We start from the raw sequence: 24,501 nt of genomic DNA, 5'->3' as shown, positions 1-24,501 counted from the left end.
AAAAAACCGCTGCAAATGAATGCCTTAGCGTGGTAAATATGGAGAGTGAGCGTATGTTGCCACCTTCCATCTCTTCTCGGAAGGGTTTGGCAGCCATGTTCTGTTGAAGCAGTGGGGAGCCTCAGCCTTATCATGGATGAATACGTAACACTGATGCTCTTGCTCTGACGCGGCGGTATCTGAGGAGACCAGATTGCCTGACTTTCGACGCGAGGAACAATCCGCTTTCGGGGAAGCCAAAGCGAAAGAAGATATTGAAGGCGGTGACGACAAGCCCGCGCAAGCTGAACGCCGGCGCTTTCCGCGATCGACCATAACGATCGGCGAAGAGCCACGCCAGCAAATCCCGGCCCTGAAGCCGCTTCTGTTTTCCACGCGGGATCTCGAACCCCGGGCGCAATTTGCAGCGTGGCAGGCATATATTGCTCCCCTCATCGACCTCAGGCTGCCGGACAATATCGGCACCGAAGCCGGCTTCCTCGCGGACCATACGGCCTGGAACCTCGGCGGAATGCTGATCACACAGCAGAGCACGCCGCCACATAGCTATCTGCGCTCGCAGGCGAAAGTGAAAGCAAACCTTGTCGATCACTGGCACATTTCCGTGCTGCGCAGCGGCAGGACATGGACCGAAGTGGATGGGCTCGTCTCGGAAGGCGAGCCAGGCAGGGTCGAACTGCGGTCCTTGGGACATCCTTTCCGAGGGCGTTCGACGGAAGCGAAAACCCTATCTCTTATTCTGCCGCGCAGCTTGCTGTCGGATGCTCCCGCTTCGGCCGACATCAAGAACAATATCGCTCTCTATGGGACCCTCACCAAGCTCCTGATCGAATATCTGGATATTATCGAGCGGAATCTTCTCGACTTCGCCGCTGCAGATCTGCCGCATGTCGTTCAGACGTTGCGCGAGATGATCCTTGCAAGCGTTTCATCCTGGGCTGCCCAATCCGCAGGTACAGAGCAACACAGCATACTGACCCTGACGGAGCGCATACGGCGGTTCGTCGAGAACAACCTCACCTCGGACGATTTGACGGTGGACCGCATATGCCGCGAACTCGGCATATCCCGCACCAAGCTCTATCAGGTCTTCGAACAGGAGGGCGGCGTGCATCACTATATCCAGCGGCGGCGTCTGCTCTCCGCTCATGCGGCGCTCAGCGACCCCGCCAATCGGGAGCAGATCGTCGACATTGCCTTCACCATCGGCTTTTCGTCGGCCGCACATTTCAGCCGGGCGTTCAGCAAGGAGTTCGGCTACAGTCCTCGTGAAGCAAGAAACCTCTCCTCCACCCATTATGCCGGACAGCCGCAGCCGCTGATGCCGGTCGACGGGATCCAATCCTTCGATACTTGGTTGAGGATGCTCGGCCACAATCGCTGACGAATGCCGGCGCCTGTCGTCATCATGAGACAAGGTTCGCCTATTTCCTTCTCCAAGCGACACAACGCTTCCTGACATTATTCGCCCTGCAACGCACACGATACCCCGTTTGGCAATCGTGAAAATGTACGCTGCTGCAAGTTTCAGGATGCATGGCTAACGACACACAATTCGTAACTTATTAAAAATGAAACAAATATTGGAGCCGACATTAGTGCCTTGGTGAGTGGCGAGTTTACCCGGAGTTCACCAGGCAAATCTTAGGGAGCAGATCGATGGTATCCACACGCCAGACAATAGAGATCAGCAAGCCACAACATTCCGCCAACGATGCCTATCGCGCCGTCGAGCGCGAGGAAATTCTGGAACTGGCATTTCGGGATTTCGTGCAGGCTGTCGTCGCGGCGGGCTGGAGCGAGTCGGAAGTCGCGCTGACTTTGGCCGACATTGCGGACGACTACGTCATGGCGCTCGCGGGCAGGGTCGCAGAAAAATAGTGTTGCATGGCCCCCGGTGCTCCGCAGGGGTGAGCACGTAAGGCTATCGGCAACTCTTGACCATGCCGCCGGTACTCCCGCCCGCTAAGGGCGATTGACCGGCGGCATTGGTTTTTCTGGACAAGCGAACGCTTGCTTCAGGCGATACATCTCCGAACATATCCGCAAAGACGTGCGCGACGATGAAACTCAGACAGCATCTTTGGTTCCGTCAGGATATGGAAGCAGCGCTTGAACTTTACACCTCACTGATCCCCGGTTCGTCGATCGGTTGGGTTTCGAACATCCTGACCAGCAATCCGAACGGCCCGGCCGGCAGCGTCAAGTTCGCTGGCTTCACCCTCGCAAGCCGCCCCTACATGGGCTTCGAGGCCGGTCCACTCGACCGCTTCGATCACAACTCCCAGATCATGATCGAATGCGAAACGCAGGCCGAAGCAGATCGTCTGCGCCGCGAGATCATCAAGCACGGTGCCTCGACATCTTGCAACCTGATACGCGACGCCTGGGGCGTTTCCTGGCAGTTCTTGGTCAGGCAAAAGACCGGCAATACCAGTGCGCCAGCACAAGCCGACGCTGTCGGTGCGACCCGATAAAAGGCGATCGCTCCGTCACGCGAAAGGCCCATGCGCCTGAAGGCTCAAATGCCTTAGAGCTTGACCAAAAGAACCATTCCCGGCTTTCGTCAAAGTGCGAAGACGCGCTATGCGTTTGTTTTCACGCAACTTCAGCCGCAAAACCGACATGGCTTTGCTAGAACTACCTCAGAGATAGCGGTCTCCGCGATGCCAGGCCGCAATGCTCGAATGGGCTGATTTCGACAGAAACATGCCTCCAGCCAGACAATAGAGCAACAGGATGATGGCCGCCTCGACAATGAGCGGCAAAAACGCAAAACGCGTCCCTACCGGTTCCTCTTCGTCAGGGAACAAGTCAGGCAAGCTCAGGACCATCGCAATCAAGGGCGACAACAGCACCACCAAGAAGGCGACCGAATGAAACCACAGCTGCCATCGGGGTAGCTTTCCCGCGCCCCAAAAGGCGGCGAGTGGCGCAGCTATATTACATATCACGCCCAATATCGCGGCAAGGGCCACCGGCAAGATCGAATCGTCAAGCATGGATTCCCAATCTCTTTTCGACCCAGGTTAGTACCGGGATAAAGGAATGACAACCTCCCTCAACGCCGCTCAACAGCGGTCGATGCGCGCTGGAAATGCTCGATAATCCCCAGCTTTACTTGATCGTAAAGCCGACCGATTCCATCGCCTTGCCGTTTACCGAAAATTCGATCTTGTAGGTCCCAACCGGCCAGCCATTATTCGGCTTGGTTATATCCGAGTTCACCTGATTGATCATGGAGGTGATGTCCAGATTGACCTCATCGATCTTGTAGTTGGCCGGAGCAACCCCGCCGGTGTCGACGGCAATCCACGCAATGTTCACCTTGCTTCCCGATGCCACATCTTCGGTAAGATCGGCCGAAACGAAGATTTTCGGCGTGTCCGCAGCAAAGCTGTTCTGGGTCGTCTCGGCATCCTTGTCCGTCGAAACGATGATATTCTCAAAGCCGGCAGCCCAAAGATTCGACGAGATGGTCGTCAAAGCCGTCACAGCGAGAGCAAAAAGCAGTTTCTGGGGGCGAAACATTCTCAATTATTCCTCCGATTGAGAAAATGACATAGTGCCAGTATCGCTTTTAGGGCAGCAAAGACTCGCTCGATACTCACACCCGATCGTAGTAATAGCATGCAATGCACCAACAGCCAGTGCGCTGGCCGCCACGACGACAAACTAAAGAAGCGAACTCGACGGGAGACTTAAATGAGCGAGACTTCACCCACGAAACAAGGCGGTGTAGCGCTGGTGACGGGTGGTGGCACCGGCCTTGGGCGCGCGATAGCGAAAGCGCTCGGCGCCGCCGGTTACAAGGTCGTGATCTCGGGACGACGCGTCGATCTTCTCGAGACAGCCGCCAGGGAGTTGGCGGAAGAGACCGGCGCCGAATTTCTCGCCGTTGCCGCCGATGTCAGCGATCCGGTCTCGGTTCGGGCCCTCTTCGACGCAATTGTGAGCCGCTGCGGTCGCCTCGACCTGCTGGTCAACAATGCAGGCATAGGCCTGCCTGCCGTGCCGATGGAGGAATTGAGCTTCGAGCAATGGAACGCCATCGTCGCAGCCAATCTGACCGGTACCTTCCTCTGCACGCAACAGGCCTTCCGATTGATGAAGAGCCAGATTCCGCATGGCGGTCGCATCATCAACAATGGCTCAATTTCAGCGACGACGCCGCGGCCGCATTCAGCACCCTATACGGCGACAAAACATGCGATCACCGGCTTGACGAAATCGACAGCGCTCGATGGCCGTCCCTTTGACATAGCCTGCGGCCAGATCGACATCGGCAATGCCGCCACCGACATGACCGCGCGCATGAGCGCCGGAGTACTGCAGGCAAACGGAGAGATCGCCGCCGAGCCCACCATCTCCGCCGAACATGTCGCCCGGGCCGTGGTTTACATGGCAAGCCTACCGCTTGAAGCCAACGTCCTGTCAATGACGGTCATGGCCACGCAAATGCCGCTGGTCGGCAGAGGCTGACAACCGCCGGGGTTAGATCGCCGGGCGTGCGGAGGGCTTGACCCGCCGCCGCTCGATCAAGCCGCCGACACTGAAGATCAGAATTTCGATCTCGGTGTCGATCTTGTCGCCGTCCAAAAGCCTGACCACATCGTCTATTCCTGACACGGCGTGGCCATCGATTGCCAGCAGATAATCGCCCTCCTGCAAGCCGCCTCGTTCCGCGGGACTATCCTTCTCGACACGGCGCAGCCGCACCGCGGTGGAATGCGTGACGCCCGCCTCCAATGCAATACGTCGATGCAGTTCAACGGTGTCTGCTGCAATGCCGATATAGGCGCGTCTGACGTGGCCGAAACGCAGGATTTCAGAAACGACATGCTTTGCCGTGTTCGAGGCAACAGCGAAGGCGATGCTCTGAGCCCCTTGGATCACCGCCGTATTGACGCCGATCACCTCGCCCGCGGACGATACCAGAGGCCCACCGGAATTACCCGGGTTGAGCGCAGCATCCGTCTGGATGATATCGTCCATCAACCGTCCGTTGGCTGCACGCATCGACCGACCGAGCGCCGACACGATCCCAGCCGTGACGGTCCATTCAAAGCCCAGCGGATTGCCGATCGCGATTGCGATATGGCCGCGTTTCAACGTCTTGGAATCGCCAAGTCGCGCCCAGGCGCCAGGCCAGTCGTTGGCGCGGATGAGCGCAAGGTCGGTGTCGGGATCGCGACCCAGCACCCTGCCTTCGACGGTTGCCCCTTCCGGCGTCTTGATGCGGACCGCTTTGGCGTCGTCGACGACGTGATTGTTGGTGACGACAAGACCGTCGGGAGAGATGGCAAAGCCGGAACCATGCCCGGCACGACCACCGAGGCGCTCGATCCGGCTGACGGCAGGTCCGACGACGTCGACGGCACTCGATACCGATTGCGAATAGGCATCCAGCAGTCCGGCATCGGATGACGGCTGGATGTCACGATCAAGGAAGCCCATGAAAACTCCTAGGACGCGGATGCGTCTCCACGAGGACCGGCAGCAGCTGTAAAAGGCAGGAGGCTGTCAGTTCGACAGGTTGGTACAATTGATATTCAAATGAGAAGCCGCCGGCGCAAGTTCAAGAGCCCTATGTTCGCCCTGCCCGGTGACCTACAACAGACCTCTTCGCCGGCCAAGACGCTGACAGTCTGCGGCCCTCTATTCGGGAACGTCGCCCGACAATCAGGAGCATGATTCCAAGTGGCAGCTGCGCTCGCCCTTTACGATGGCAACTTCAGATATAGTTAGCTGGGATGATTGGAAACGGAGGCCCCAATGATGATCCCAAAACTCGCCCTGGCAACACTCATCAGCAGTTTGTTCGCGTTGCCGGCGATGGCGGCCGGTATTGACTGTGCGAAAGCCGCCTCGACAAGCGACCATATGATTTGCGCAGATCAGACCCTTCGGACACGAGACGCGATGATGAGCAGTCTCTATGCCGCCGCAGTGAAGGAAGTGGATGCAGGCAAGATCAAGCAACAGCAACAACGCTGGTTGAAATCACTGCAATCATGCACGGATGCCGCCTGTGTCCGGCAGGCATATGACGATCAGATCGGCTTCCTTATGACCACCAAGGGCGGGCGCCGCGTTTCCACCAACCTCACCACCGAAAATACTGACGGCAATGAAGGCGATCTTTCCATATTCGGTCCGATCGATGGCCTCGCGGCAGTCTCCGTCGCTTCGACTTTTGTCGGGCCGGGCGGGGCCGATGCGGGCGACGTCAATGCGGACAATGTCAGCGGCGTTATTCCCTTGAAGGACGGGCATGGTAAGCTCTCCGCAGACAATTGCTCCATCGGCTTTGATCGCCTGAACGCCCAGACCTGGCGCGTCTCACAGTCGGGAGCATGCCAGTTTGCCAACGGCGTTACCATGCAAGGCATCTATCGCCGGCAGTGACGCGAGATCGCAGGCAGCAACCCGGCACACGATCAAATTAGCCATCGCGCGGAGCGCAACGGCGCTTTGAAAGGCCGGGAGATACCACCCTGCGGAAACGAAAATGCTGTGACGCGACAATGCACATCACAGCGCTCTAACAGCAATGGTTCATCAGATCCCAGGCGACCAGAGAAGCCGGGGAGCTCCACTCAACAGTCGCGTCGGCAATCAGCCGCCAACGGCGTCAGACGTGCACTTCTTGACGAAGCTCGTCTTGGCGGCGCCGGCAAGCTTCTTTGCTGCCGCCTGGGCGTCGCAAGAGGTCGCCGCATCCTTCGCGCATTTGTTGCTGAAGCTGGTCAAGGCTGCCCCCGCCAGCTTTTTATCGGCAGCCTGAGCCTTGCAGGTAGCATCAGCGGCCATTGCTCCAGTGGCAAGGCAAGTAGAAAAAATCGCAAGTCCGAGCAGTTTGATCATCAAAGTCCTCCGGGGCAAACCTCTGCAAAATGCCGAGGTAACCGGAGTCTAACCGAACGCCTGTCATAGTAAAGACGTCCTCAATCATCGAAGACATCGAAAAATTGCTTTTAAACAGGCTCTACCTTTGGCTCATCGAGCTGTAGCGTCTTGAATCGATAGACAAAAGAATGGAAAGTAACCACATAGGGGCACGCTATGGCAAAGCGCCGCGCCCTCCCCGTCACGTGCCGGCCTCCGTGGCAAATAACAACACGAACCGAACGCTGTTTCAGAAACTTCCACTCACCTCATGAAGACAATTTCAGGCACGAATCTCGAACAGGCCAAATCGCACAATCGGCGTGTCGTGATCGAGGCCATCCGCACCCATGGACCACTGTCGCGCGCTGCAATTGCGCGCATGACGGCGCTGACCACGCAGACGGTATCCAATATCGTCGAAGAGTTGGCACGCTCGCATCTGCTGATCCCGATGGAGGCACAAAAGATCGCACGCGGCCAGCCAATCATTCCTTATACCATCAATCCGGACGGCGCGTATTCCATCGGCCTGGAACTCGGGCGCCAGCGCGCGGCCGGCGTGCTGACGGATTTGTCCGGAACTGTCCGCGCCCGCACAGAGCGCCATGTCGACAGGCCAGGCCCGACAGAGGCGATACCGATTCTGGCTGGCATCGTCGAGGATCTGCAAAAGGCCTTTTCCTTCGATCGGGATCGCCTGCTCGGCGCCGGCATCGCCTTACCGGGGCGCTATGCGGATGGCGGTGTCACATCGCTCAGCCCGCTCAATCTGCCGGGATGGCAGGACTTTCCCGTCGCCAGCGAACTGGAACGGCAGATCAATCTGCCTGTGCTGGTCGAGAACGATGCGACCGCGGCAGCGATCGGGGAGCGTCTCTATGGTGTCGCTCGCGGCCTCGGAAGTTTCGTCTACCTGTTTCTGGCAGGCGATGGTGGTATCGGTGCCGGCATGTTCCTCGATGGCCATCTCTATAAGGGCAGCCGCGCCAATGCCGGCGAAATCGGGCACATCATCGTCGAACCGCATGGAAGGCAATGCAGCTGTGGCAAGCGGGGCTGTCTCGATCGCTACGTGTCGCCATCTGTCGCCTACGAGTATCTCGGCATCGAAGACGCTCAGGAGCTTTCGCCCGACGATCTCGACGCGATGGTCGCGGCCAACAGCCACGGACTGGAGACCTGGCTCGAACAGGCGGCTCAGCCGTTGCGGCAGACGATCGATTTTCTCGAGCTTGCCTTCGATCCGCAGACGATCGTGCTCGGCGGCAGTGCGCCAACATCGCTGTTAACCCGGCTAGCGGCCCGCGTAGAACCGCTCCATATTCCCGTGAACCCGCTAGAAGAGCGCAAGATCCCTCGTCTGATGGTCGGAGCAACGGGCAAGGACACTGCCATTCTCGGCGCCGCCGCCCTGCCGATCTTTTCGGAAACAAATCCGCAATTCGATGTCCTGCAGAAGCCGATCATCCATCGTGCCACTCAGCAAGCAGGATAGACGGTCGAGACGTTCAACCCTGCCAAGCGATTGAACGCAATCAGGCGCGGCAAATGTACCGCGCCTGAGGGTCACGCATCAAGCGGTCAAAATTGATGCAGACCGTAAAGCAGCGGCATCGTGCCGGCGAGCGCCTTGAACCGCTCCCAGGATTTTGCCGATGGCTTCGTCCAGCCGGTTTCCGCAAGTGCGGATAGGCGCGGGAAGACAAGGCGGTCGAAGATGGCGCGATCGGTCATCGACTCCGACCAGATGCAGGCCTGAATGCCACGAAGCTTTTCCTTCTGGGCGTCTGTCCAACCAGCGATGGGATCGAAGGTGTAGAGTTTCTCCGGATCCGAGTGGCCAGCCCAGCTTGCGCCTGGCTCGTCCCAATCCGGGCGCATCGCCATGTCGAGATAGTAGACCTGGCCCGGGCAGACCACCATCTCATATCCGCGGCCAGCCAGCTCGGCGGCGACTTCAACGCTACGCCAGCTGCAGAGATAGCTCTTGTCCTTGTCGATCCTGTCGCCATGCGCAGCCTCTTCCCAGCCACCCGTTATGCAGCCTTTCGAAGCGAGAAATGCCTGGATCTGCTCCAGGAACTCAGCCTGAAGAACCGCGGTGCCGGAACCATCGATATCGTCTGCGCCATGCGTATTGGTGATCACGTTCAGACGCTTGGCATGTGCGTCCGCCACGTCGTCGCCGGCGAGTTCGCGCAGGCGCGCAAGCGCTTCCGGGGAACCGGACCACGCACCGAGCGGCACTTCGTCGGCGCCGATATGGATGGTCTTGAACGGGAAAAGCTCGATGAGTTCGGACAGGATCGTCTCGATGACCTCATAGGTCTTCTCGCGGGCCGGATTGATGCAGTTGTCCGGAAAGCCCTGGACCGAGTAGTAGCTGCCTGCCTCGTCAGGATCTCGAAGCTCGGGAATTGCCTGGAGCATCGCGTAACAATGGCCCGGCATGTCGATCTCCGGCAAAACCTCGATGCCAAGACCCTTGGCATAGCCGACGATATCGCGCACGACCGCCTTGGTGTAGTAACCGCCGGTGCGAGCCGGGCTGGAGCCGAGAAGCGGCGGCATCGGCAGGCCATGCCCACGCCACGCACCAATTTCAGTCAGCGCCGGATAGGCATCGATCTCGACGCGCCATGCTTCATCATCCGACAGATGCCAATGGAAGCGATTGAGCTTGTTCCAGGCAAGCACCGCCATCAGCTTCTTGATTTCAGCGGAACCGTAGAATTGCCGCGCGACGTCGAGGTGCAGGCCGCGCCAGCTCATCGCCGGCTCGTCGATGATCTCGCCGCCTGCCGGGAAATGGAATGCCTGCGGATGCAGACGCGCACCGCGCCAGATCTGACCGATGGTAACGAGACCATAGACGAAGCCGGTCTGCGCGTTCGCTTCGACCGTTATCGTCTCTGGGGAAAAGGCGAGCCTATAGGCCTCGGCGCCCAGACCTTCGACATGGCGCAATTCCACCGGCACGGCACCTTCCGCCTCGGAACGGATCATTCCTTCGGCCGAAAAGAGGTGCTCGACAAGGGCCGTAAAGCTTTTAGCGGCAGCTTGCGCATCCGGCGCCGCGGCCTTCAAGGCGAAGCCTGCCGGCAGTGGACGTCGGGAGGATACCGCTACGTGGTTCGGCCACGGAATGATCGCTAGCGGCACCGGCGGATTTGACGGCACCGGATAGACTTCCGCGCCACGCTTCAACGGCGCATTGCTGGATGATGTGCGCGTCGGCTCGGTGCCAAGTGAAACCGTGGTGCCATCGGCGAATGCGAGATAGGCGCTGTTGGCGCCATCGTTCCAGTGACGAAACTGCCAGCTCAAGGCGCGAACCGTGATGGTCCACGTTTCGCCACCCGCCAGTACGAAGCCTTCCGCCGGCTGGAACTCGGTGAAGTTGGAAAGACGCTTGGAGATCGTTGCGCCTTCGACGATGCCGGCCGGGTCGACACGACCCGGGCCGCTGACACAGAGCGCGAAGCCGGAAAGCGGCTCCGACGAAAGATTCTTCAGCCGCAATACGTAGGAAAATTCCTTCTCGTCGGTCGGCGGGTTCCATGTGGTTTCAAGCCGCAGAGCCAAGGATCGCGGTATGGACATGAGTATTCTCTCTTCCTGAAGGGATTGTTCAAAGCTTGAGCATGCAGGCGTAGATGCCGGGCGCGGAATTGGGGATCTGCGTTGCGCCGACCGTCTTCTCATAGAATTCGGAGGGGCCGACATCGCCGATGATTGCGTAGCCGTAGCCCATCGTCTTCATGTCAGCGAGGCAGGCGAACAGCAGCGCGCGGCCGATGCCGAGGCCCCGCACCTCTTCGGCGACCCCTGTCGGGCCGAAAAAGCCGCGTGCGGTCGCCTCGTGGCAGGCAAAGCCGACCAACTCACGATTGCGCGTGGCGATGAAGCAGGTCGGCGGTTGGCGTGTCATCGCAACGGTCGTCTCGCTTGCCCATCCCTGGCTGAAATGTTCTGCCACCCAGCCGGTGATCAGCCGCAGTTCCGGCGGCAGGGCTCGACGGATTGTAATGCCGCCCTGCGCCATCCGCTCGGGCGACTGCGTGTCAGCCGGCAGCGTCGATAGATTGACCAGATAATCCAAGGTGAAATCCTTCTAATTCGATGCGACGAGCGCACGCATGAAATGATTGGTGCCGATTTGCTCGACCTTGGTGGAGACCGGGCGGGTGAGCGCGCGGATCTTCTCTGCCTGCTCGAGAAAGCGGGCGCTGCCGCCGGTCACGAACCTGCGGCCTCCATGCGGAACCGCTGACAGCAGGAGTTGCGTGTAGGGATGCTTTGGCGCGGACAGCACCATTTCCGTATTGCCCCATTCCACCATCTGGCCGGCAAACATCACGACGATCTCCTCGGCGACATGGGCGGCCGTGGCAATATCATGCGTGATATAAAGCATGGCGAGATCGTTCTCGCGTTTCACACGCGCCAGGAGATCAAGGATGTCCTTGCGGATCGAAACGTCAAGCATCGAGGTCGGCTCATCCGCTACCAGCACGCTCGGCGCAACCGCCAAGGCACGGGCAATGTTGACGCGCTGGCGCTGACCGCCCGACAGTTCGTGCGGGAACTTCTGCCGCGTTACCGCCGGATCGAGGCCGACGCTGACGAGCAGCCGGTTTACATCGTCATCCCGCTCGGCTTTCGGTTTGTCGCCGCCATGAAGTTGCAGCGGCCGCGCAAGGTGATGGTTGATGGCGAAGGCGGGGTTGAGCGACGAGAAGGGATCCTGGAAAACCATCTGGACGTCCTTGCGGTACATCCGCTCTTCCTTGCTCGACCCTTGCGCGCTGCGATCGTGGCCACGGAACAGAATCTTGCCGGCAGTCGGCTTGTCGAGACGAGCGATGATGCGAGCGCATGTGGTCTTGCCGCAACCCGACTCGCCGACGAGAGCAAGCGCCTTTCCCGCGAATAACGAGAAGGAAACACTCTTCAGCGCATGAACCGCGCCGAAATGGCGTTGAACATCCTCGAGCCGGATAACGGGTTCGGCAGTCACAGCCTGTATGTGCGGTTTCATGCGAAAACTCCGGGAGCGTGAGCGCTGGCTGGAAGCTGCGGAATGGCGTTCCAGAGCTTGCGGGTATAGTCGTGCCTGGGCGCCTGGCTGACCTGCGCGACATCGCCAACTTCGACCAGCTCACCCTTCAGCATCACGCCGATGCGATGGCAAAGCTGCGCCATCAGGTGCAAATCATGGGTGATGAACAGCACGGAGAAACCGTAGGTCTGCTGAAGATCGAGCACTTGCTCGAGGATCTCCCGCTGCACGACGACGTCGAGCGCCGTCGTCGGTTCGTCCATGATGATGAGTTCAGGGCGCAGCGCCAGGCAGATGGCGATAACGATGCGCTGGCGCATGCCACCGGAAAACTGATGCGGATAGTCGCTGACGCGATGGGCGGGAATGCCCACCAGCTTGAACATGTCCTCGGCACGGACACGGGATTCCTGACGGGAGCATCCGGTATGGCGGTTCAGTACATCATGAAACTGCGCCTCCACCCGCATCAACGGATTGAGCGAGTTCATGGCGCTCTGAAACACCATGCCGACCCGCTTCCAGCGGATCTTCTGCAACTCGGTCTCCGGCATCTTGAGCAGATCCTGGCCATCCAGTCGGATGCTCCCGCCACTGATCCATGCCGGCGGCTTGGAAAGCCGCGTGATCGCGAAGGCAATCGTGCTCTTGCCGCAACCGGACTCGCCGGCAAGTCCGAAAATCTCACCGCGACCGATGTTGAACGAGACGTCTTTCACCGCGCGGAAATCACCCTTGTCGACCAGATAGTCGATGTTGAGGTTTTCAATTTCCAACAAATTGTCGCTCATTGGCCTGACCTCATCATGCGGTTGCGGGTGCGTGTCATGCGGAACCAGCGGGTCAATGCTGGTCCGGAGCGCAATTGCGGATTGGCGATTTCATCGAAGGTGAAGTTGATGAGCGCGAGGCCAAGGCCGGTAAGCGCGATACCGGCGGCGGGCACTGCAATGTCCCACCAGGCGCCGACCATGATCGCCGAAGCGTTCTGCGCATTGTAGAGCATCGTGCCCCAGGTCACCTTCAGCGGATCGCCGAAGCCGAGATATTCAAGCGTTGTCTGCGCCACGATCGCGTAGATGATGCTGCCGACCAGATTGATGCCGATCAACGGCGTCAGGTTCGGCAGGATTTCGACGAAAATGATGCGCCATGCCGGTTCGCCGATCATCTTCGCAGCCGTGACGAAGTCGCGATTGCGCAGAGCCATGGTTTGCGATCGGGTCATGCGCGCGCCCCACGGCCACGAGGTCAGCGCGATGATGGTCATGATGATGATCGGTCCTACCGTGCCTGCGAATGAGGCCAGGAGGATGAGCAGCGGCATGTTCGGTATGACCAGCACCGCATTGGTGGCGAGATCGAGTACCGCATCTGTCCTGCCGCCGGCATAGCCGGCGATGAGGCCGATAGCGGTGCCGATGACGGTAATGGCGATGCCGGTCGCAAAGCCTACCGAAAGCGAACTTCTCGCACCCCAGACGAACTGCCGATAGACATCACGGCCCATCTTGGTGGTTCCGAAGACATGTTCGACCGACGGAGGCTGATGCGAGCGTCCGACGCGAGCACCCGGTTCGCCCGGCGCGATGATTGGCGCGAAAATCGCCATCAGGCACAAGGCGGCAACGATGATGAAGCCGATGAGAGCCTTCTTCTGGCTGAAAATGGAGCGAAGCGCAAAGCTCATCGTACGCCCTCCCTCAGTCTCGGATCAACAAGGCCGTAGATGATGTCGACCAGAAAATTTGCGGCAAGGGTCGCCATAGTCATCAAGAGCAACTGCCCCTGAATGACCGGATAGTCTCGCGCCACGCTGGCGGTGAAAAGCGTCAGCCCGAGGCCCGGATAGTTGAAGACGATCTCGGTAACGATGGAGCCGCCGAAGACGGCGCCAAGCATCAGCGCCAGATTGGTCAACACGGGCAAAAGCGCATTGCGGGCGCCGTAGCTGAACATGACGGCCCGATTGCTGAGGCCCTTCGCCCGTCCCATGGTCACATAGTCCTCACCCAGTATGACGATCATCGACGAGCGCATGGTCGTCTGGAATTCGCCGATGAGGAACGGTGAAAGCGTTAGCACCGGCAATATGGCATGCATGAAGACGCTGCTGAAGAAGGTGAAGTTGAAGCCCGGGTCAAGATTGGGATCATAGGCATATCCCACCGGGAACCAGCGCAGTGACACCGCAAAGACGAAGAGGATTGTCAGGGCGATGATCACGGGCGGGATCGAGAACATGATGACCGACAGAGGCGACACGACCGTGTCGAATCGTCCGCCGCGCCGCCAGGCCGAGATCGCGCCGAGCACGACGCCGACGCATAGCGAAAAGACAATCGCCGTCACGACCAGGAAGATGGTCCACAGCGTAGCACGGCTCAACACCTGAACCACGGTCTGCGGATAGTATTTGACCGAAACGCCGAGATCGAGGGTCGCGAGGCCTTTGAGATAATCGAGGAACTGCATCATGATCGGCTGATCGATCTCGCCGAAGCGCGCCTTGATTGCCTCGACGGCGGCGGGCGTTGCCCGTGGCCCAAGCTGGGCCACCATGGCATCGACGGGACTCCCCGGCATAAGCCGGGGAAGAATGAAGTTCACGACGATCGCGAAGGCCAGCGCCACCGCGTAGACGCCTAAGCGCCGGCTTGAAATACGCATGTCTGCTTCCTTGGCTTGGGTCTTATTGGACCGGCTTGAGACGCAGCAGATGCATCAGACGCATGCGATTGTTGTCGTGGTTTTCCGGATTCATGACCGGATCCTTGTCGGTAACCCAGCCCGTGAACCGCTTACTGGAATACTGATACCAGGTCGGCCCGTTGAAGACCGGCACGACCGGGAAGTCGTCGGCGATCAGCACCTGAATATCGTTGAAGATCTTCTTGTGATCGCTGTCGGCGGACGACTTGCGATACTGGTCGAAGAGCGCATCGAGCTTCGGGTTCGAATAGCGCGGGGCTGCAACGGTAAGCTTGCCGGCATAGTCTGTGGACAGGCTCTGATAGTAGCCCTGGAACGGCGTGGCGGTATCGGCACGCGAGTTCATGACGACATCGAAGCTGCCATCGAGCAGCTGCTTGCGCCACTGTTCATATTCCGGCGTGGCGACAGAGGCGTTGATGCCGGCAGCACGCAGGCCTTCGACAGCAATCTGCACGGCATCGATCCAGTCCGTCCAGCCGTTCGGCACGATGACCGGGAAGGTGATCGGTTTGCCGCTTGGCGTCGTGCGGAAGCCGTCGGCACCCTTCTTATAGCCCGCGTCATCGAGAATTTTGTTCGCCTTGGCAGTATCGAAGCCCATGAAGGCATCCTTGTCGCCTTCGGCGGCTTTGTTGCGCCAGCTGTCGAAGCGCGGCGGCAGGCCGCTGGCATGCAGGTTGACGACCGGGTAGCCGAAGCCGGCAATATCGACCATCGACTTGCGATCCATAGCCAGGCTGAAGGCGTGACGGAAATTGAGATCCTTGAAAGCCTCGAGATTGCCGGCATTGGTGGACTTGAAATTCATCTCGAAGGCAACGGTTTCAGCCGGCGGCTGCCAGTAACCGTTGTGCTGGGGATCTAGCCCAACGAAGGTCTTGTCGATTTGCGGCAGGAATGAGCCGATCCAGTCGACAGTGCCTTCCGGCAAAAGAGCCAGCATCTGGTCGTTGCCGGAAATCTGCGGCAGGCGCACGCAATCCACATGCAGCGATGCAGCATCCCAATAGTTCGGATTGCGGCACTGTTCGTAGACCTGCGGCGTGAAGCGACGGACCTCGGTCATCGGACCGGAGCCGATGGGCTTTTCGTTCTTGAAGGCGACCGGATCGGCGACGTCCTTCCAGATATGCATGGGAACGACGGCCAGATCGGCGAGCGACTGCGGAAACTCGGAATTGACAGCTTTGAGCTTGATCGTCACCTGGGTCGGTGACGGCGCTTCGACCGACGCGACGGTCTGACCGACTCCAACCGTATCGACGGCGGGGTTCTTCAGCATCAGGTCGATCGTGTATTTCACGTCGGCCGAGGTCAGCGGCTGACCATCCGACCACTTCACACCGGGGCGCAGATCGTAGGTGACAGACAAGAGATCGTCGGAGAATTTGTAACTCGTGGCCAGGCGCCAGACGGGCTTGCCACCGTCATTGGCGTTGAAGATGACCAGCGGCTCGTAAATGAAATCCATCGTGCTCTGGCGACGACCGGCCAGATCGAAGGGATTGAAATTACTGACCCAGCTGGTCTGCTCTTCGATGTGCATCGTCAGCACGGATTCGGCCGCCGAAGCGACGCTTGCGCCGAAAGCCAGCGACACGCCGAGCGCTGCCGTTGCCAGCCACGACGTCTGCTGGAAGAGGTTATGCAATCTGCTTGTCTTCAGTCCCATTTTTAGCTCCCTCTCGTTGACCTCTAGTAGTCAATCAAATTGATTTAATCGTCAGTTTGAGCCGTCGTCAATCCGCTGATTGGAAATCAACAGGCGATGACGCGAGCGCGCGCAGACCTTCGCAACCGCCGATATGGCGACTACCGGAAATCAAAATCACAAGGGAAATGGCGAGCGTCCGGCGTGGGATCGTGGAGAATCGGACGACCTGAGACGCGTTGATAAATGCTTGTTTGTGTCAAAGACCCTTACGAGCGGGAAGCCGAGATAGGGCGCTCGAAAGAGAATGCCGGTCAGAACTCCCGGCATCGCAATTAATGACAGCGATGCCGGGTCCAATTGATTGCGCATGGGCAATCGGGTCGTCACAAGGTCATTCCGCTATCGTTGCGGAAACTTGGAGAAGGGACTTGGATACGTCTGGAAACGTCGATTTCAGTCGAGCGGCTTGTAAGCGATAACGTCCATCTCGACCTTCACATCCACCATCATCGGCGACTGAACGGTGGAACGCGCCGGCGGATGATCGATGAAGTGCTTCTGGAAAACCGCATTGAAGCTCGAGAAATCACGGGCATCGTCAAGCCAGGCATTGACCTTCACGACATGCTCGAGAGTGCAATCGGCCAGTGCAAGCACTTCCTTGATATTGGCGATGACCTGCTCGGTCTGTGCGACGATATTGCCGACGATGACCTCGCCGTTGACGGTCGGGACCTGACCCGAGACGTAGACGAAATCGCCGGCGCGCACGGCCTTGGCGAAGGGACGGCGTTGGCCGCCCGCCTGGCTGTCGGCGACATCAAAACGGATCAGCTTGTTCTTGCTCATGCTCTACTCGACCTTTCTCTGTTGTCGAAATCAGCAGCCGGCATCTCGAAATGATGTCAACGAGGCGCGACTCTTCCGCGCCCTTCCTATCCGCCATAACACGGTCACGCCAGACGTTTCGCCGTTCCGCGCCGAGCTCTCCATCTCGGCATTCCTCATGAGAAAGGTGAAAGACTGCGGATCCCGGATGGCGCCAACACTCGACACAACATCCGAGATCGCAATATTTTCAAAGCATTATAACGTCTTCCTCAACACGTTAACGTTTATGATGAACGGCCTGCAAACCATAGACAGGGGTAGCAATGCCTTCCATGCGCGCCTTCAACTGTAAGGAAAGATACTGCGAGTAGTGACGCGACTGGTGGAGATTGCCGCCATGGAACCAGAGGGCCTCCTGTTGCGTCGGCTTCCACATGTTGCGCTGCTCACCTTCCCATGGGCCGGGATCCTTCGGCGTATCCGAGCCCAAACCCCAGACCTTGCCGACCTTGTCGGCGGTATCCTGATCGATCAGGTCGGCGACCCAACCGTTCATCGAACCATAGCCGGTCGCATAGACAATCACGTCAGCCGGGATTTCCCCGCCATTGTCGAGCTTGATGGAATTTTCGGTAATCTCCTCGACCTGACCGGCTTGCAGTTTGATCTTGCCGTCGATGATCAATTGCGAGGCGCCGATATCGATATAGTAGCCGGAGCCGCGACGCAGATACTTCATGAACAGGCCAGAGCCATCCGCGCCCCAGTCCAGCTGGAACCCGGCCTTTTCCAGTGCCGCATAGAAATCAGCGTCACGCTCGCGCATTTGATTGTAGAGCGGGATCTGGAACTCGTGCATGATCCGATATGGCAACGATGCGAAGATCAAATCGGCCTTTGCCGTCGTCACCCCATTTGCCAGAGCCTGCTCGGAATAGAGGCCGCCGAGGCCGATATCCATCAAGGTTTCCGACCGGACGATATGGGTGGTCGAACGCTGGATCATCGTGACGTCGACGCCAGCTTCATGGAGAGCCGCGCAAATATCATGGGCCGAGTTGTTGGAGCCGATGACCACGACCTTCTTGCCCTTGTAACCGTCCGGACCGGGATGCTGCGAGGAGTGATGCTGCTCTCCCCCGAAACGCCCGCGACCCTTGAAATCCGGAATGTTCGCTTTGCCGGACATGCCTGTTGCAAAGACGAGCTGTTTCGGACGTAACACGACCTCCTCACCGTCCCGGTCGACAACGATGGTCCATTCCTTCGCCTGCTCATCCCATGTTGCCGATTTCGCTGCCGAGCGCGTCCAGTAATTGAGCTCCATCACCTTGGTGTAGAATTCGAGCCAGTCTCCGATCTTGTCCTTCGGCGCAAAGACCGGCCAGTTCTTCGGGAAATCGATATAGGGCAGGTGATCGTACCAGACCGGATCGTGCAGGCAGAGCGACTTGTAGCGCTTACGCCAGGAATCGCCCGCCCGATCGTTCTTTTCCAGAATGATCGTGGGAACCCCGAGTTGGCGCAGGCGTGCGCCAAGCGCTATGCCGCCCTGCCCGCCGCCGATAATGACGACATAAGGCTGCCTGTCGTAGCCGAGCGTTCGCGCTTCCTCCTCACGCTCTTCCTTCCAGGTCTTGCCGCCAAGATTCTGGCCATGCTTGGCGCCGAGTGGACGGGTGAAGCCTGATTTTTCCTCGTGCCCCTTCAACTCGACAAGGGCGGTCAACAAGGTCCAGATCAGGCCGTTCTTGAAACGGACGAGACCGTAACCGCGGCCAACGGCCGTCTCGAAAGAGATCCAGCTTTCCAGCACGCCATCGGCTTCCGCTGCTTCCTCGCCTGCGGCAACCCGGAAGTTCGAAGGCTTTGCGCCGGCAAGCTGCCTTTCCAGCATGTCGCGCACCTGATCGCGGCCTTCGACGGTCTTGATGTTCCAGGTGAAGGCGACAAGATCGCGCCAATAGCACTCATCGGCAAACAACGAGACGGCCTCATCGATACGGCCGGCAGCAAGTGTGTCGCCGAACGTGTCGAGAAGCGACTGTACGCGAGTAGTTGGGGTTTTATCGAGCATTTCATCTCCTCCTGCTCTTTGAAAAATACGAGGCGGCTCCTCAACCACCTCGACGATCGATTGGCTATCGCGACAGGTCGATCAGGATTTTAAGATGGCGGCCTGCGGGGTCGAGCAGTTGATCGAACCCTTCCTCGACGGCTTCGCTCAGTGATACGAATTTGGTGACGATCCTGAGCGCCGGAATCTGACCGCTGGCAATCAGCCGCGCGACGCGCGGCCAATAGTGGGTCGGATAGGCCCAAGAGCCCCTGATGTCGATATCTTTGAAAGTTACGTCGAACCAGTTCAGCGGGTTTTCGTGGGGATGCAGTCCTGTTTGGACGACGACACCCTGCTTGCGCACGGCATCCGCGCAATTCTTCAATGCGTGTTCGTTGCCGACGCATTCGATGGCGATGTCGCAGCCGACATTCCCCTCCGTTTCGCTGCGAACGACATCTCCGACCTTTTCCGATCTAGGATTGATCGTTCGCACCTGACGGAGCGCCTCTCTGGCGAGCGCCAGCCGGGTGTCGTTGAGGTCGGACAGGAAGAGTTGGGTTGCTCCGGCGGCGCTCGCAGCCATCGCTGTCAGAATGCCGATCGGTCCGGCGCCGGTTATCAGGACGCTGCTGCCGGCGGTAACTCCGGCTCGATCACAGGCATAGACGGCAACCGCTGTCGGCTCGACAAGGGCAGCCTCCTCGTCGCTCAGGCTCGCAGGGATCGGCTGTACATTGTAGTCATTGAGAAGTGCTGCCTGCGACATGCCGCCCGAATGCCAGGACAGGCCGGCGAGCGCGAGCTGCGAACTCAGGTGAAAGAGCCCCCGGTCAGCATAATAGTCACCGACGCGCGGCATGATCAGCGGCTGCACCGAGACACGATCGCCGATCTTCACATGAGAAACGCCCTCGCCTACTGCCCTCACAACCCCGCCGAATTCATGACCCAGAACCTGCGGCCCGTGGGCCTTGGTGAAGGGATGCGGCTCCTTTGGCACGAAGATCGGCCCATAGGCATATTCATGCAGGTCGGTACCGCAAATACCGCAGAAGCGATTTTCGATCAGGACCTCGCCCGGGCCTGGATCGGCCGGTGGAGCGATATCGTCTATGCGTAAATCCTTGGCGGCATGGAAGCGGAGTGCTTTCATTCCAGTTTCCTCCTCATTGCTCTTGCAAGGAAGAATGAGCAAACGCCGTGCCAGGCAGCCGTGAGGTCGGAAAACTAAATTATTTCAATCCATTATCCGCCGACAGCAATCCTTACCGTTAGGTGTGCAACACCTTTGCTGCAACAGGTGTTGCAGCGGCTGCCTCAGTTGAGGCGCTTCAGCCTGCGGTGAACGGTGGAGCGGTTGACACCGAGTTTGCGGGCAAGCGCGGAGACGTTGTTGCCGCACTCGTCAAGCGCCTTGCGCAGATCCGTATCGTGTTCAACCCGATCAGGTAAGGCCCCGACTTGATGCAGCATATCGGGCAGGCAATCCAGGCCGATGACGCCGCCTTCGGACAGGACAGCAGCGACGCGAAGCACATTCGAAAGCTCGCGCAGATTTCCGGGCCAGTCGTGGTCGAGCAGCGCTTGGCGAGCACCGACATCCAGCCGGTAGAATTGTGCATTCTCCCGCCCGACACGATGCAGCAGATGATCGATCACGGCATTCAGATCCTGCCTTTCGCGCAATGGCGGCAAGGCAAGCACCACGGCATTCAGGCGATAATATAGATCCTGCCGGAACTGACCGAGCGCCACGAGTTCCGCCAGATCTCGATGCGAGGCGGACAGAAGGCGCAAACGCACAGGCCTCACCCTCAATGCCCCGATCGGCTGCACCTCATTTTCGGATAACACCCGCAGAAGGCGGCTCTGCAGAGAAAGCGGCATATCGCCGATTTCATCCAGGAACAGGGTGCCGCCGTCCGCTTCCTCAATGAGACCGCGCTTGCCCTTTTGGTTGGCGCCGGTAAAGGCTCCCGGCGCGTAGCCGAACAATTCGGATTCCATCAACTGCTCCGGAATGGCTGCACAATTGACCGCCACGAATTTTCCGCTGCCACCACAGCTGTCGTGAATGGCGCGGGCCAGATATTCCTTGCCGCTGCCGGTCTCACCGTGAATGAGGATCGGAATGTCACGCCCAGCAAGCTTGGCCGCCCGGGCCTGCAAGCGCTCCATCGCCGGATCGCCGAAGCTTAAGCTTTCGAACGCGGATTGAATCTTGGAACCATCCGCAGTCGGCATACGGCGTACGCCGGCGGCCGGAGCGATGGCGCTGGCAAAGACAGCAAGCCCGCTCTTGGCCTTGAGTAACCTGTCTCCATTCGGCCTGCCGCGCATGAATTGCGGAAGATCATCCAGCTCGATATCGAAGAAGCGATCGATCGGTTGGCCGATGAATTGACGCGTCGAGATGCCACGCATATTCATCACACGCGCCAAGGCCCCGAACCCACCATGCGTCATGCCGGTGATGCGGCCGCTACCATCAAGCGCGATCGCCGCATCGGGATCGACATCGAGAAACTCCGGGGAGCGCGCCAGGCGCAGCACCCAGTCGTTGCGCGTACGGGTCATCAGGTTGGCCAGCTCGATACGCCGCGCCGTCGAAGCGACGAGATGAAGGGCAAGTTGCTGACTGGTCTTTGCCGTCGGTGAGCGCAGCTGCGAGATGTCGAGAACCGCCGTCAGGTCACCCAGCGTGTCGAAGATCGGCGCGGCGGTACAGGTCAGTCCGATATGGCTGGTATCGAAGTGATCATCCTGATGGATAATGACCGGCTCGCCTGAGACGATACAGGCACCGACGGCACAGGTCCCTGCCCTGTTCTCCGACCATTCTGAGCCGAGGTAGAGCCCGGCCTTGCGCAACTGATTGTCAAAGGTCGGGTCGCCCATGAAATCCACGGTTACGCCGCGGGCGTCCGACAGAAGCAGCACATAATTCTGCTCGACCACCTGGCCGAAGAGTTGCTCAAGGCCGGAGCGGCCGATGCGGATCAATTCCTCCGCCTGCTCGCGATGCTCGCGCAGCTTGGTTTCCGGCACGATATAGGCCTCCTGTGCGGCGGCAGGATCGAGCCGATAATCATTGAGACAACGCAGCCAGGATTGCACAACAGGCGCGTCGCGCGGGCTCGTGGCCCCCATCGCAACGCGCTCGATCTCCTTAATGTGCGACAAAGTCGACACCATGGACCGCTCCTCCCTCAGGGCATCGTCGCATATTCACGGCCTGTCAACAATGTGTCTTTCAGCCGACTACCCATATGCGACACATGTAAACGCGCCATCGATCGAGCCTCGCGACATCTGAACCCGCCCTCCCGCCTCGGCCTTTCAGCGGAAATGAACATGGCGACACCTCAAAAGCAGCGGGATAGTGCGACCCTAGGCAGACGACAAAAAGCATGTCGCGGGCGCATCCATTTTCCCGCATTGCCGCACAGCCCTTGCGCCTTCTGCGGCGGGGTGATTTCATCATATGATTGTTGAGGTTCAGGAGGAGACGTCATGGCAGAACTCGCGCAATCCCTCGCTTCCATTCGCATTCCCGATCTTGCAGGCAAGCGGGTGCTGATAACGGGCGCTTCGACCGGTATCGGTGCAGCGGTCGCACTGGCCTTCGCCGCGCAAGGCATGAAGGTCGGCCTGCATTTCAATGCCAGCCGCGAGCCCGCCGAACGTCTGGCCGCCGAGATCAAGGCTGCCGATGGTACGGTCCATCTGATACAGGGCGACGTCTCCAAGGACGGCGAAACGGAACGCGTCGTCCGCGACGCTGTCGACGCTTTGGGCGGCCTGGATGGATTGGTGAACAATGCCGGCGGCATGCTGGGGCGGCTCCCGACGGCGGCCATGACCGACGAACATTACGAGCGTGTGATGAACCTCAACGCGCGCTCTGTACTCGCCGCGACCCGCGCAGCCCACCCCCATCTCAAGAAGCAGGGCGGCTTCGTCATCAACACCACCTCGATTGCCGCACGCAACGGCGGCGGCAACGGTGCGATCCTCTATGCCGCCTCCAAGGGCTTCGTCTCCACGATCACGCATGGTCACGCCAAGGAATTCGTCAACGACAAGATCCGCGTCAACGCGGTCGCGCCTGGCGTCATCGCAACGCCCTTCCACGAGCGCTATACGAATGACGAGCAGATGGAATTGCAGCGCAAGACCATCCCGATGGGCTTCGTCGGTACGCCTGAAGATTGCGTCGGCGCCTATCTGTTTCTGGCATCGCCGACATTGTCCGGCTACATCACGGGCCAGGTCATCGAGGTCAATGGTGGCCAGCTGATGCCGTAAGGCGTCGCGGCGATCGACTTCCCGCGTCGGGCAATGCTAATCTCCGCCCGACGCAGCTTTCCCGCCACAGGAAGATGGAGCGCATGCGAATGGCAAAGACGCCCATTGAGCCCAGACCTGCAACTTCCGTTCAATTGACGCATCCCGAGCGGCTCTACTGGCCGGACGACCATGTGAGCAAGCAGGATCTCGTCGACTACTACGCTTTGGCCTGGCTGCGCATGGCACCCTTTATCGTCAATCGGCCTCTGGCTCTGCTGCGCTGCCCGGAGGGTATAAGCGGGCCTCGCTTCTTCCAGAAACATGCCTGGAAAGGCCTCAATCCGCATATTGTCGAAATTGCCGACCCCGAGGACGAGGCGAGCGCCAAGTTTCTGAAGATCGAGGACTTTGACGGGCTTGCGGCGCTCGTCCAATCAGCGACGCTCGAAATACACCCTTGGGGCACGACGACAGATCATTGGGAAAAGCCCGACATGATCATCATGGATCTCGATCCCGGCGAGGATGTCGGCTGGGCTGCGGTCATTGCAGCAGCGCAGGAGATAAGAGAGCGCTTCGCGACCCTCGGCCTTGCGTCGTTCGTCAAGACCTCCGGCGGCAAGGGGCTGCATGTGGTCGCCTCCCTGAAGCCCGATGCGGAGTGGCCAAAGATCAAGGATACGGCCGAAGCCATCGCCCATGCGATGAGCGCCGACAGCCCCGACAGATATTTGTCGGTCGCCAGTAAGGCAAAGCGAACGGGCCACATCTTCATCGACTACCTGCGCAACGGCCGGGGCAGCACAGCGGTGGCACCCTATTCAACGAGGGCAAGGCCGGGAGCCACCATATCGATGCCGATTGCCTGGGAAGAGTTGAACGACAAAATCGGGCCGGCGACTTTCACCGTCAGGAACGCCGCCACGCGGCTCGGAAGTACAAATGGCGATCCTTGGGCCAACTTCTTTGAGGCCGCATCGAAACTGAAGACATGAC

General features: G+C 59.2%; 23 protein-coding genes. 8 read left to right on the top strand and 15 right to left on the bottom strand.

Going from position 1 to position 24,501, the window contains the following annotated elements:
* Nucleotides 1-253 precede the first annotated feature (253 nt).
* From GGD46_RS21820 to GGD46_RS21810, 3 genes are all read left to right on the top strand, one after another.
* Nucleotides 254-1,384, top strand: a complete 1,131-nt coding sequence (locus tag GGD46_RS21820; protein WP_184708043.1) for a helix-turn-helix domain-containing protein — start codon at nt 254-256, stop codon at nt 1,382-1,384.
* Nucleotides 1,385-1,659: 275 nt separating this feature from the next.
* On the top strand, nt 1,660-1,881 hold the full coding sequence (locus tag GGD46_RS21815) for a hypothetical protein (protein WP_184707810.1): 222 nt from the start codon (nt 1,660-1,662) through the stop codon (nt 1,879-1,881).
* 182 nt (nt 1,882-2,063) lie between these two features.
* Nucleotides 2,064-2,477 (top strand): VOC family protein, encoded by a 414-nt coding sequence (locus tag GGD46_RS21810; RefSeq protein WP_184707808.1) that lies wholly within the window; start codon nt 2,064-2,066, stop codon nt 2,475-2,477.
* A 168-nt stretch (nt 2,478-2,645) separates the two neighbouring features.
* Here GGD46_RS21810 and GGD46_RS21805 read toward each other — a convergent pair whose 3' ends face one another.
* Both GGD46_RS21805 and GGD46_RS21800 read right to left on the bottom strand, forming a co-directional pair.
* Nucleotides 2,646-2,984 (bottom strand): hypothetical protein, encoded by a 339-nt coding sequence (locus GGD46_RS21805; RefSeq protein WP_184707806.1) that lies wholly within the window; start codon nt 2,982-2,984, stop codon nt 2,646-2,648.
* 133 nt (nt 2,985-3,117) lie between these two features.
* A complete protein-coding gene (locus tag GGD46_RS21800; protein WP_184707804.1) occupies nt 3,118-3,531 on the bottom strand; it encodes a hypothetical protein in 414 nt (137 codons plus the stop codon).
* Between the two features lie 174 nt (nt 3,532-3,705).
* On the opposite strand from GGD46_RS21800, the gene GGD46_RS21795 reads away from it, so the two are divergent.
* On the top strand, nt 3,706-4,482 hold the full coding sequence (locus tag GGD46_RS21795; RefSeq protein ID WP_184707802.1) for an SDR family oxidoreductase: 777 nt from the start codon (nt 3,706-3,708) through the stop codon (nt 4,480-4,482).
* 12 nt (nt 4,483-4,494) lie between these two features.
* Here the strand turns inward: GGD46_RS21795 and GGD46_RS21790 are convergent, their stop codons facing one another.
* On the bottom strand, nt 4,495-5,457 hold the full coding sequence (locus GGD46_RS21790) for a S1C family serine protease (RefSeq protein ID WP_184707800.1): 963 nt from the start codon (nt 5,455-5,457) through the stop codon (nt 4,495-4,497).
* 468 nt (nt 5,458-5,925) lie between these two features.
* Here GGD46_RS21790 and GGD46_RS21785 point away from each other — a divergent pair, with 468 nt between their 5' ends.
* The gene (locus tag GGD46_RS21785; protein ID WP_246806438.1) at nt 5,926-6,408 is read left to right on the top strand and encodes a hypothetical protein; all 483 of its coding nucleotides are present in this window, start codon (nt 5,926-5,928) and stop codon (nt 6,406-6,408) included.
* Nucleotides 6,409-6,618: 210 nt separating this feature from the next.
* Here the strand turns inward: GGD46_RS21785 and GGD46_RS21780 are convergent, their stop codons facing one another.
* Nucleotides 6,619-6,867, bottom strand: a complete 249-nt coding sequence (locus tag GGD46_RS21780; RefSeq protein WP_184707796.1) for a hypothetical protein — start codon at nt 6,865-6,867, stop codon at nt 6,619-6,621.
* A 292-nt stretch (nt 6,868-7,159) separates the two neighbouring features.
* Between GGD46_RS21780 and GGD46_RS21775 the strand changes: the two genes are divergently transcribed.
* Nucleotides 7,160-8,386, top strand: a complete 1,227-nt coding sequence (locus GGD46_RS21775) for an ROK family transcriptional regulator (RefSeq protein ID WP_184707794.1) — start codon at nt 7,160-7,162, stop codon at nt 8,384-8,386.
* Nucleotides 8,387-8,472: 86 nt separating this feature from the next.
* Here GGD46_RS21775 and GGD46_RS21770 read toward each other — a convergent pair whose 3' ends face one another.
* The 11 genes from GGD46_RS21770 to GGD46_RS21720 form a co-directional block, all read right to left on the bottom strand.
* Entirely contained in the window at nt 8,473-10,494 is a 2,022-nt protein-coding gene (locus tag GGD46_RS21770; RefSeq protein WP_184707792.1) for a beta-N-acetylhexosaminidase, read from the bottom strand.
* Between the two features lie 28 nt (nt 10,495-10,522).
* The gene (locus tag GGD46_RS21765) at nt 10,523-10,993 is read right to left on the bottom strand and encodes a GNAT family N-acetyltransferase (protein WP_184707790.1); all 471 of its coding nucleotides are present in this window, start codon (nt 10,991-10,993) and stop codon (nt 10,523-10,525) included.
* A gap of 12 nt (nt 10,994-11,005) precedes the next feature.
* Complete coding sequence (locus tag GGD46_RS21760; protein ID WP_184707788.1) at nt 11,006-11,932, bottom strand: ABC transporter ATP-binding protein; 927 nt, start codon at nt 11,930-11,932, stop codon at nt 11,006-11,008.
* Nucleotides 11,929-12,744, bottom strand: a complete 816-nt coding sequence (locus GGD46_RS21755) for an ABC transporter ATP-binding protein (protein WP_184707786.1) — start codon at nt 12,742-12,744, stop codon at nt 11,929-11,931. Before GGD46_RS21755 ends, GGD46_RS21760 begins: the two co-directional genes overlap by 4 nt.
* Nucleotides 12,741-13,643, bottom strand: coding sequence for an ABC transporter permease (locus GGD46_RS21750; protein WP_184707784.1), 903 nt, complete (start codon nt 13,641-13,643; stop codon nt 12,741-12,743). The genes GGD46_RS21755 and GGD46_RS21750 overlap by 4 nt, the downstream gene beginning before the upstream one ends.
* A complete protein-coding gene (locus GGD46_RS21745; RefSeq protein ID WP_184707782.1) occupies nt 13,640-14,623 on the bottom strand; it encodes an ABC transporter permease in 984 nt (327 codons plus the stop codon). Before GGD46_RS21745 ends, GGD46_RS21750 begins: the two co-directional genes overlap by 4 nt.
* 22 nt (nt 14,624-14,645) lie before the next feature.
* Entirely contained in the window at nt 14,646-16,214 is a 1,569-nt protein-coding gene (locus GGD46_RS21740) for an ABC transporter substrate-binding protein (RefSeq protein WP_246806443.1), read from the bottom strand.
* Between the two features lie 561 nt (nt 16,215-16,775).
* Nucleotides 16,776-17,171 (bottom strand): RidA family protein, encoded by a 396-nt coding sequence (locus tag GGD46_RS21735; RefSeq protein ID WP_184707780.1) that lies wholly within the window; start codon nt 17,169-17,171, stop codon nt 16,776-16,778.
* A gap of 259 nt (nt 17,172-17,430) precedes the next feature.
* The gene (locus tag GGD46_RS21730) at nt 17,431-19,230 is read right to left on the bottom strand and encodes an NAD(P)/FAD-dependent oxidoreductase (RefSeq protein ID WP_184707778.1); all 1,800 of its coding nucleotides are present in this window, start codon (nt 19,228-19,230) and stop codon (nt 17,431-17,433) included.
* A 64-nt stretch (nt 19,231-19,294) separates the two neighbouring features.
* Nucleotides 19,295-20,368, bottom strand: coding sequence for a 2,3-butanediol dehydrogenase (locus GGD46_RS21725; protein WP_184707776.1), 1,074 nt, complete (start codon nt 20,366-20,368; stop codon nt 19,295-19,297).
* Nucleotides 20,369-20,532: 164 nt separating this feature from the next.
* Nucleotides 20,533-22,410: a sigma-54-dependent Fis family transcriptional regulator gene (locus GGD46_RS21720; protein WP_184707774.1), complete on the bottom strand. Its 1,878-nt coding sequence runs from the start codon at nt 22,408-22,410 to the stop codon at nt 20,533-20,535.
* Between the two features lie 318 nt (nt 22,411-22,728).
* Here GGD46_RS21720 and GGD46_RS21715 point away from each other — a divergent pair, with 318 nt between their 5' ends.
* Nucleotides 22,729-23,523 carry an SDR family NAD(P)-dependent oxidoreductase gene (locus GGD46_RS21715; RefSeq protein WP_184707772.1) on the top strand — a complete coding sequence of 265 codons (795 nt, stop codon included), beginning with the start codon at nt 22,729-22,731 and terminating at the stop codon, nt 23,521-23,523.
* Nucleotides 23,524-23,627: 104 nt separating this feature from the next.
* Nucleotides 23,628-24,500 (top strand): non-homologous end-joining DNA ligase, encoded by an 873-nt coding sequence (gene ligD / locus GGD46_RS21710; protein ID WP_313206329.1) that lies wholly within the window; start codon nt 23,628-23,630, stop codon nt 24,498-24,500.
* The last annotated feature ends 1 nt before the right edge of the window (nt 24,501 follow it).

Origin of the sequence: Martinezella lusitana, from assembly GCF_014207095.1 — a bacterium.
GTDB lineage: Bacteria > Pseudomonadota > Alphaproteobacteria > Rhizobiales > Rhizobiaceae > Rhizobium > Rhizobium lusitanum_B.
The sequence above is the reverse complement of the archived record's forward strand: the minus strand, read 5'-3'. Positions and strand labels throughout refer to the sequence as shown.

What these genes read in the sequence shown, in the direction of transcription:
- GGD46_RS21815 (WP_184707810.1), top strand. Translation starts at nt 1,660, where the DNA reads ATGGTATCCACACGCCAGACAATAGAGATCAGCAAGCCACAACATTCC.
- GGD46_RS21810 (WP_184707808.1), top strand. Translation starts at nt 2,064, where the DNA reads ATGAAACTCAGACAGCATCTTTGGTTCCGTCAGGATATGGAAGCAGCG.
- GGD46_RS21800 (WP_184707804.1), bottom strand. Translation starts at nt 3,531, where the DNA reads ATGTTTCGCCCCCAGAAACTGCTTTTTGCTCTCGCTGTGACGGCTTTG.
- GGD46_RS21795 (WP_184707802.1), top strand. Translation starts at nt 3,706, where the DNA reads ATGAGCGAGACTTCACCCACGAAACAAGGCGGTGTAGCGCTGGTGACG.
- GGD46_RS21790 (WP_184707800.1), bottom strand. Translation starts at nt 5,457, where the DNA reads ATGGGCTTCCTTGATCGTGACATCCAGCCGTCATCCGATGCCGGACTG.
- GGD46_RS21785 (WP_246806438.1), top strand. Translation starts at nt 5,926, where the DNA reads ATGAGCAGTCTCTATGCCGCCGCAGTGAAGGAAGTGGATGCAGGCAAG.
- GGD46_RS21780 (WP_184707796.1), bottom strand. Translation starts at nt 6,867, where the DNA reads ATGATCAAACTGCTCGGACTTGCGATTTTTTCTACTTGCCTTGCCACT.
- GGD46_RS21775 (WP_184707794.1), top strand. Translation starts at nt 7,160, where the DNA reads ATGAAGACAATTTCAGGCACGAATCTCGAACAGGCCAAATCGCACAAT.
- GGD46_RS21770 (WP_184707792.1), bottom strand. Translation starts at nt 10,494, where the DNA reads ATGTCCATACCGCGATCCTTGGCTCTGCGGCTTGAAACCACATGGAAC.
- GGD46_RS21760 (WP_184707788.1), bottom strand. Translation starts at nt 11,932, where the DNA reads ATGAAACCGCACATACAGGCTGTGACTGCCGAACCCGTTATCCGGCTC.
- GGD46_RS21755 (WP_184707786.1), bottom strand. Translation starts at nt 12,744, where the DNA reads ATGAGCGACAATTTGTTGGAAATTGAAAACCTCAACATCGACTATCTG.
- GGD46_RS21750 (WP_184707784.1), bottom strand. Translation starts at nt 13,643, where the DNA reads ATGAGCTTTGCGCTTCGCTCCATTTTCAGCCAGAAGAAGGCTCTCATC.
- GGD46_RS21745 (WP_184707782.1), bottom strand. Translation starts at nt 14,623, where the DNA reads ATGCGTATTTCAAGCCGGCGCTTAGGCGTCTACGCGGTGGCGCTGGCC.
- GGD46_RS21740 (WP_246806443.1), bottom strand. Translation starts at nt 16,214, where the DNA reads ATGCACATCGAAGAGCAGACCAGCTGGGTCAGTAATTTCAATCCCTTC.
- GGD46_RS21735 (WP_184707780.1), bottom strand. Translation starts at nt 17,171, where the DNA reads ATGAGCAAGAACAAGCTGATCCGTTTTGATGTCGCCGACAGCCAGGCG.
- GGD46_RS21730 (WP_184707778.1), bottom strand. Translation starts at nt 19,230, where the DNA reads ATGCTCGATAAAACCCCAACTACTCGCGTACAGTCGCTTCTCGACACG.
- GGD46_RS21725 (WP_184707776.1), bottom strand. Translation starts at nt 20,368, where the DNA reads ATGAAAGCACTCCGCTTCCATGCCGCCAAGGATTTACGCATAGACGAT.
- GGD46_RS21720 (WP_184707774.1), bottom strand. Translation starts at nt 22,410, where the DNA reads ATGGTGTCGACTTTGTCGCACATTAAGGAGATCGAGCGCGTTGCGATG.
- GGD46_RS21715 (WP_184707772.1), top strand. Translation starts at nt 22,729, where the DNA reads ATGGCAGAACTCGCGCAATCCCTCGCTTCCATTCGCATTCCCGATCTT.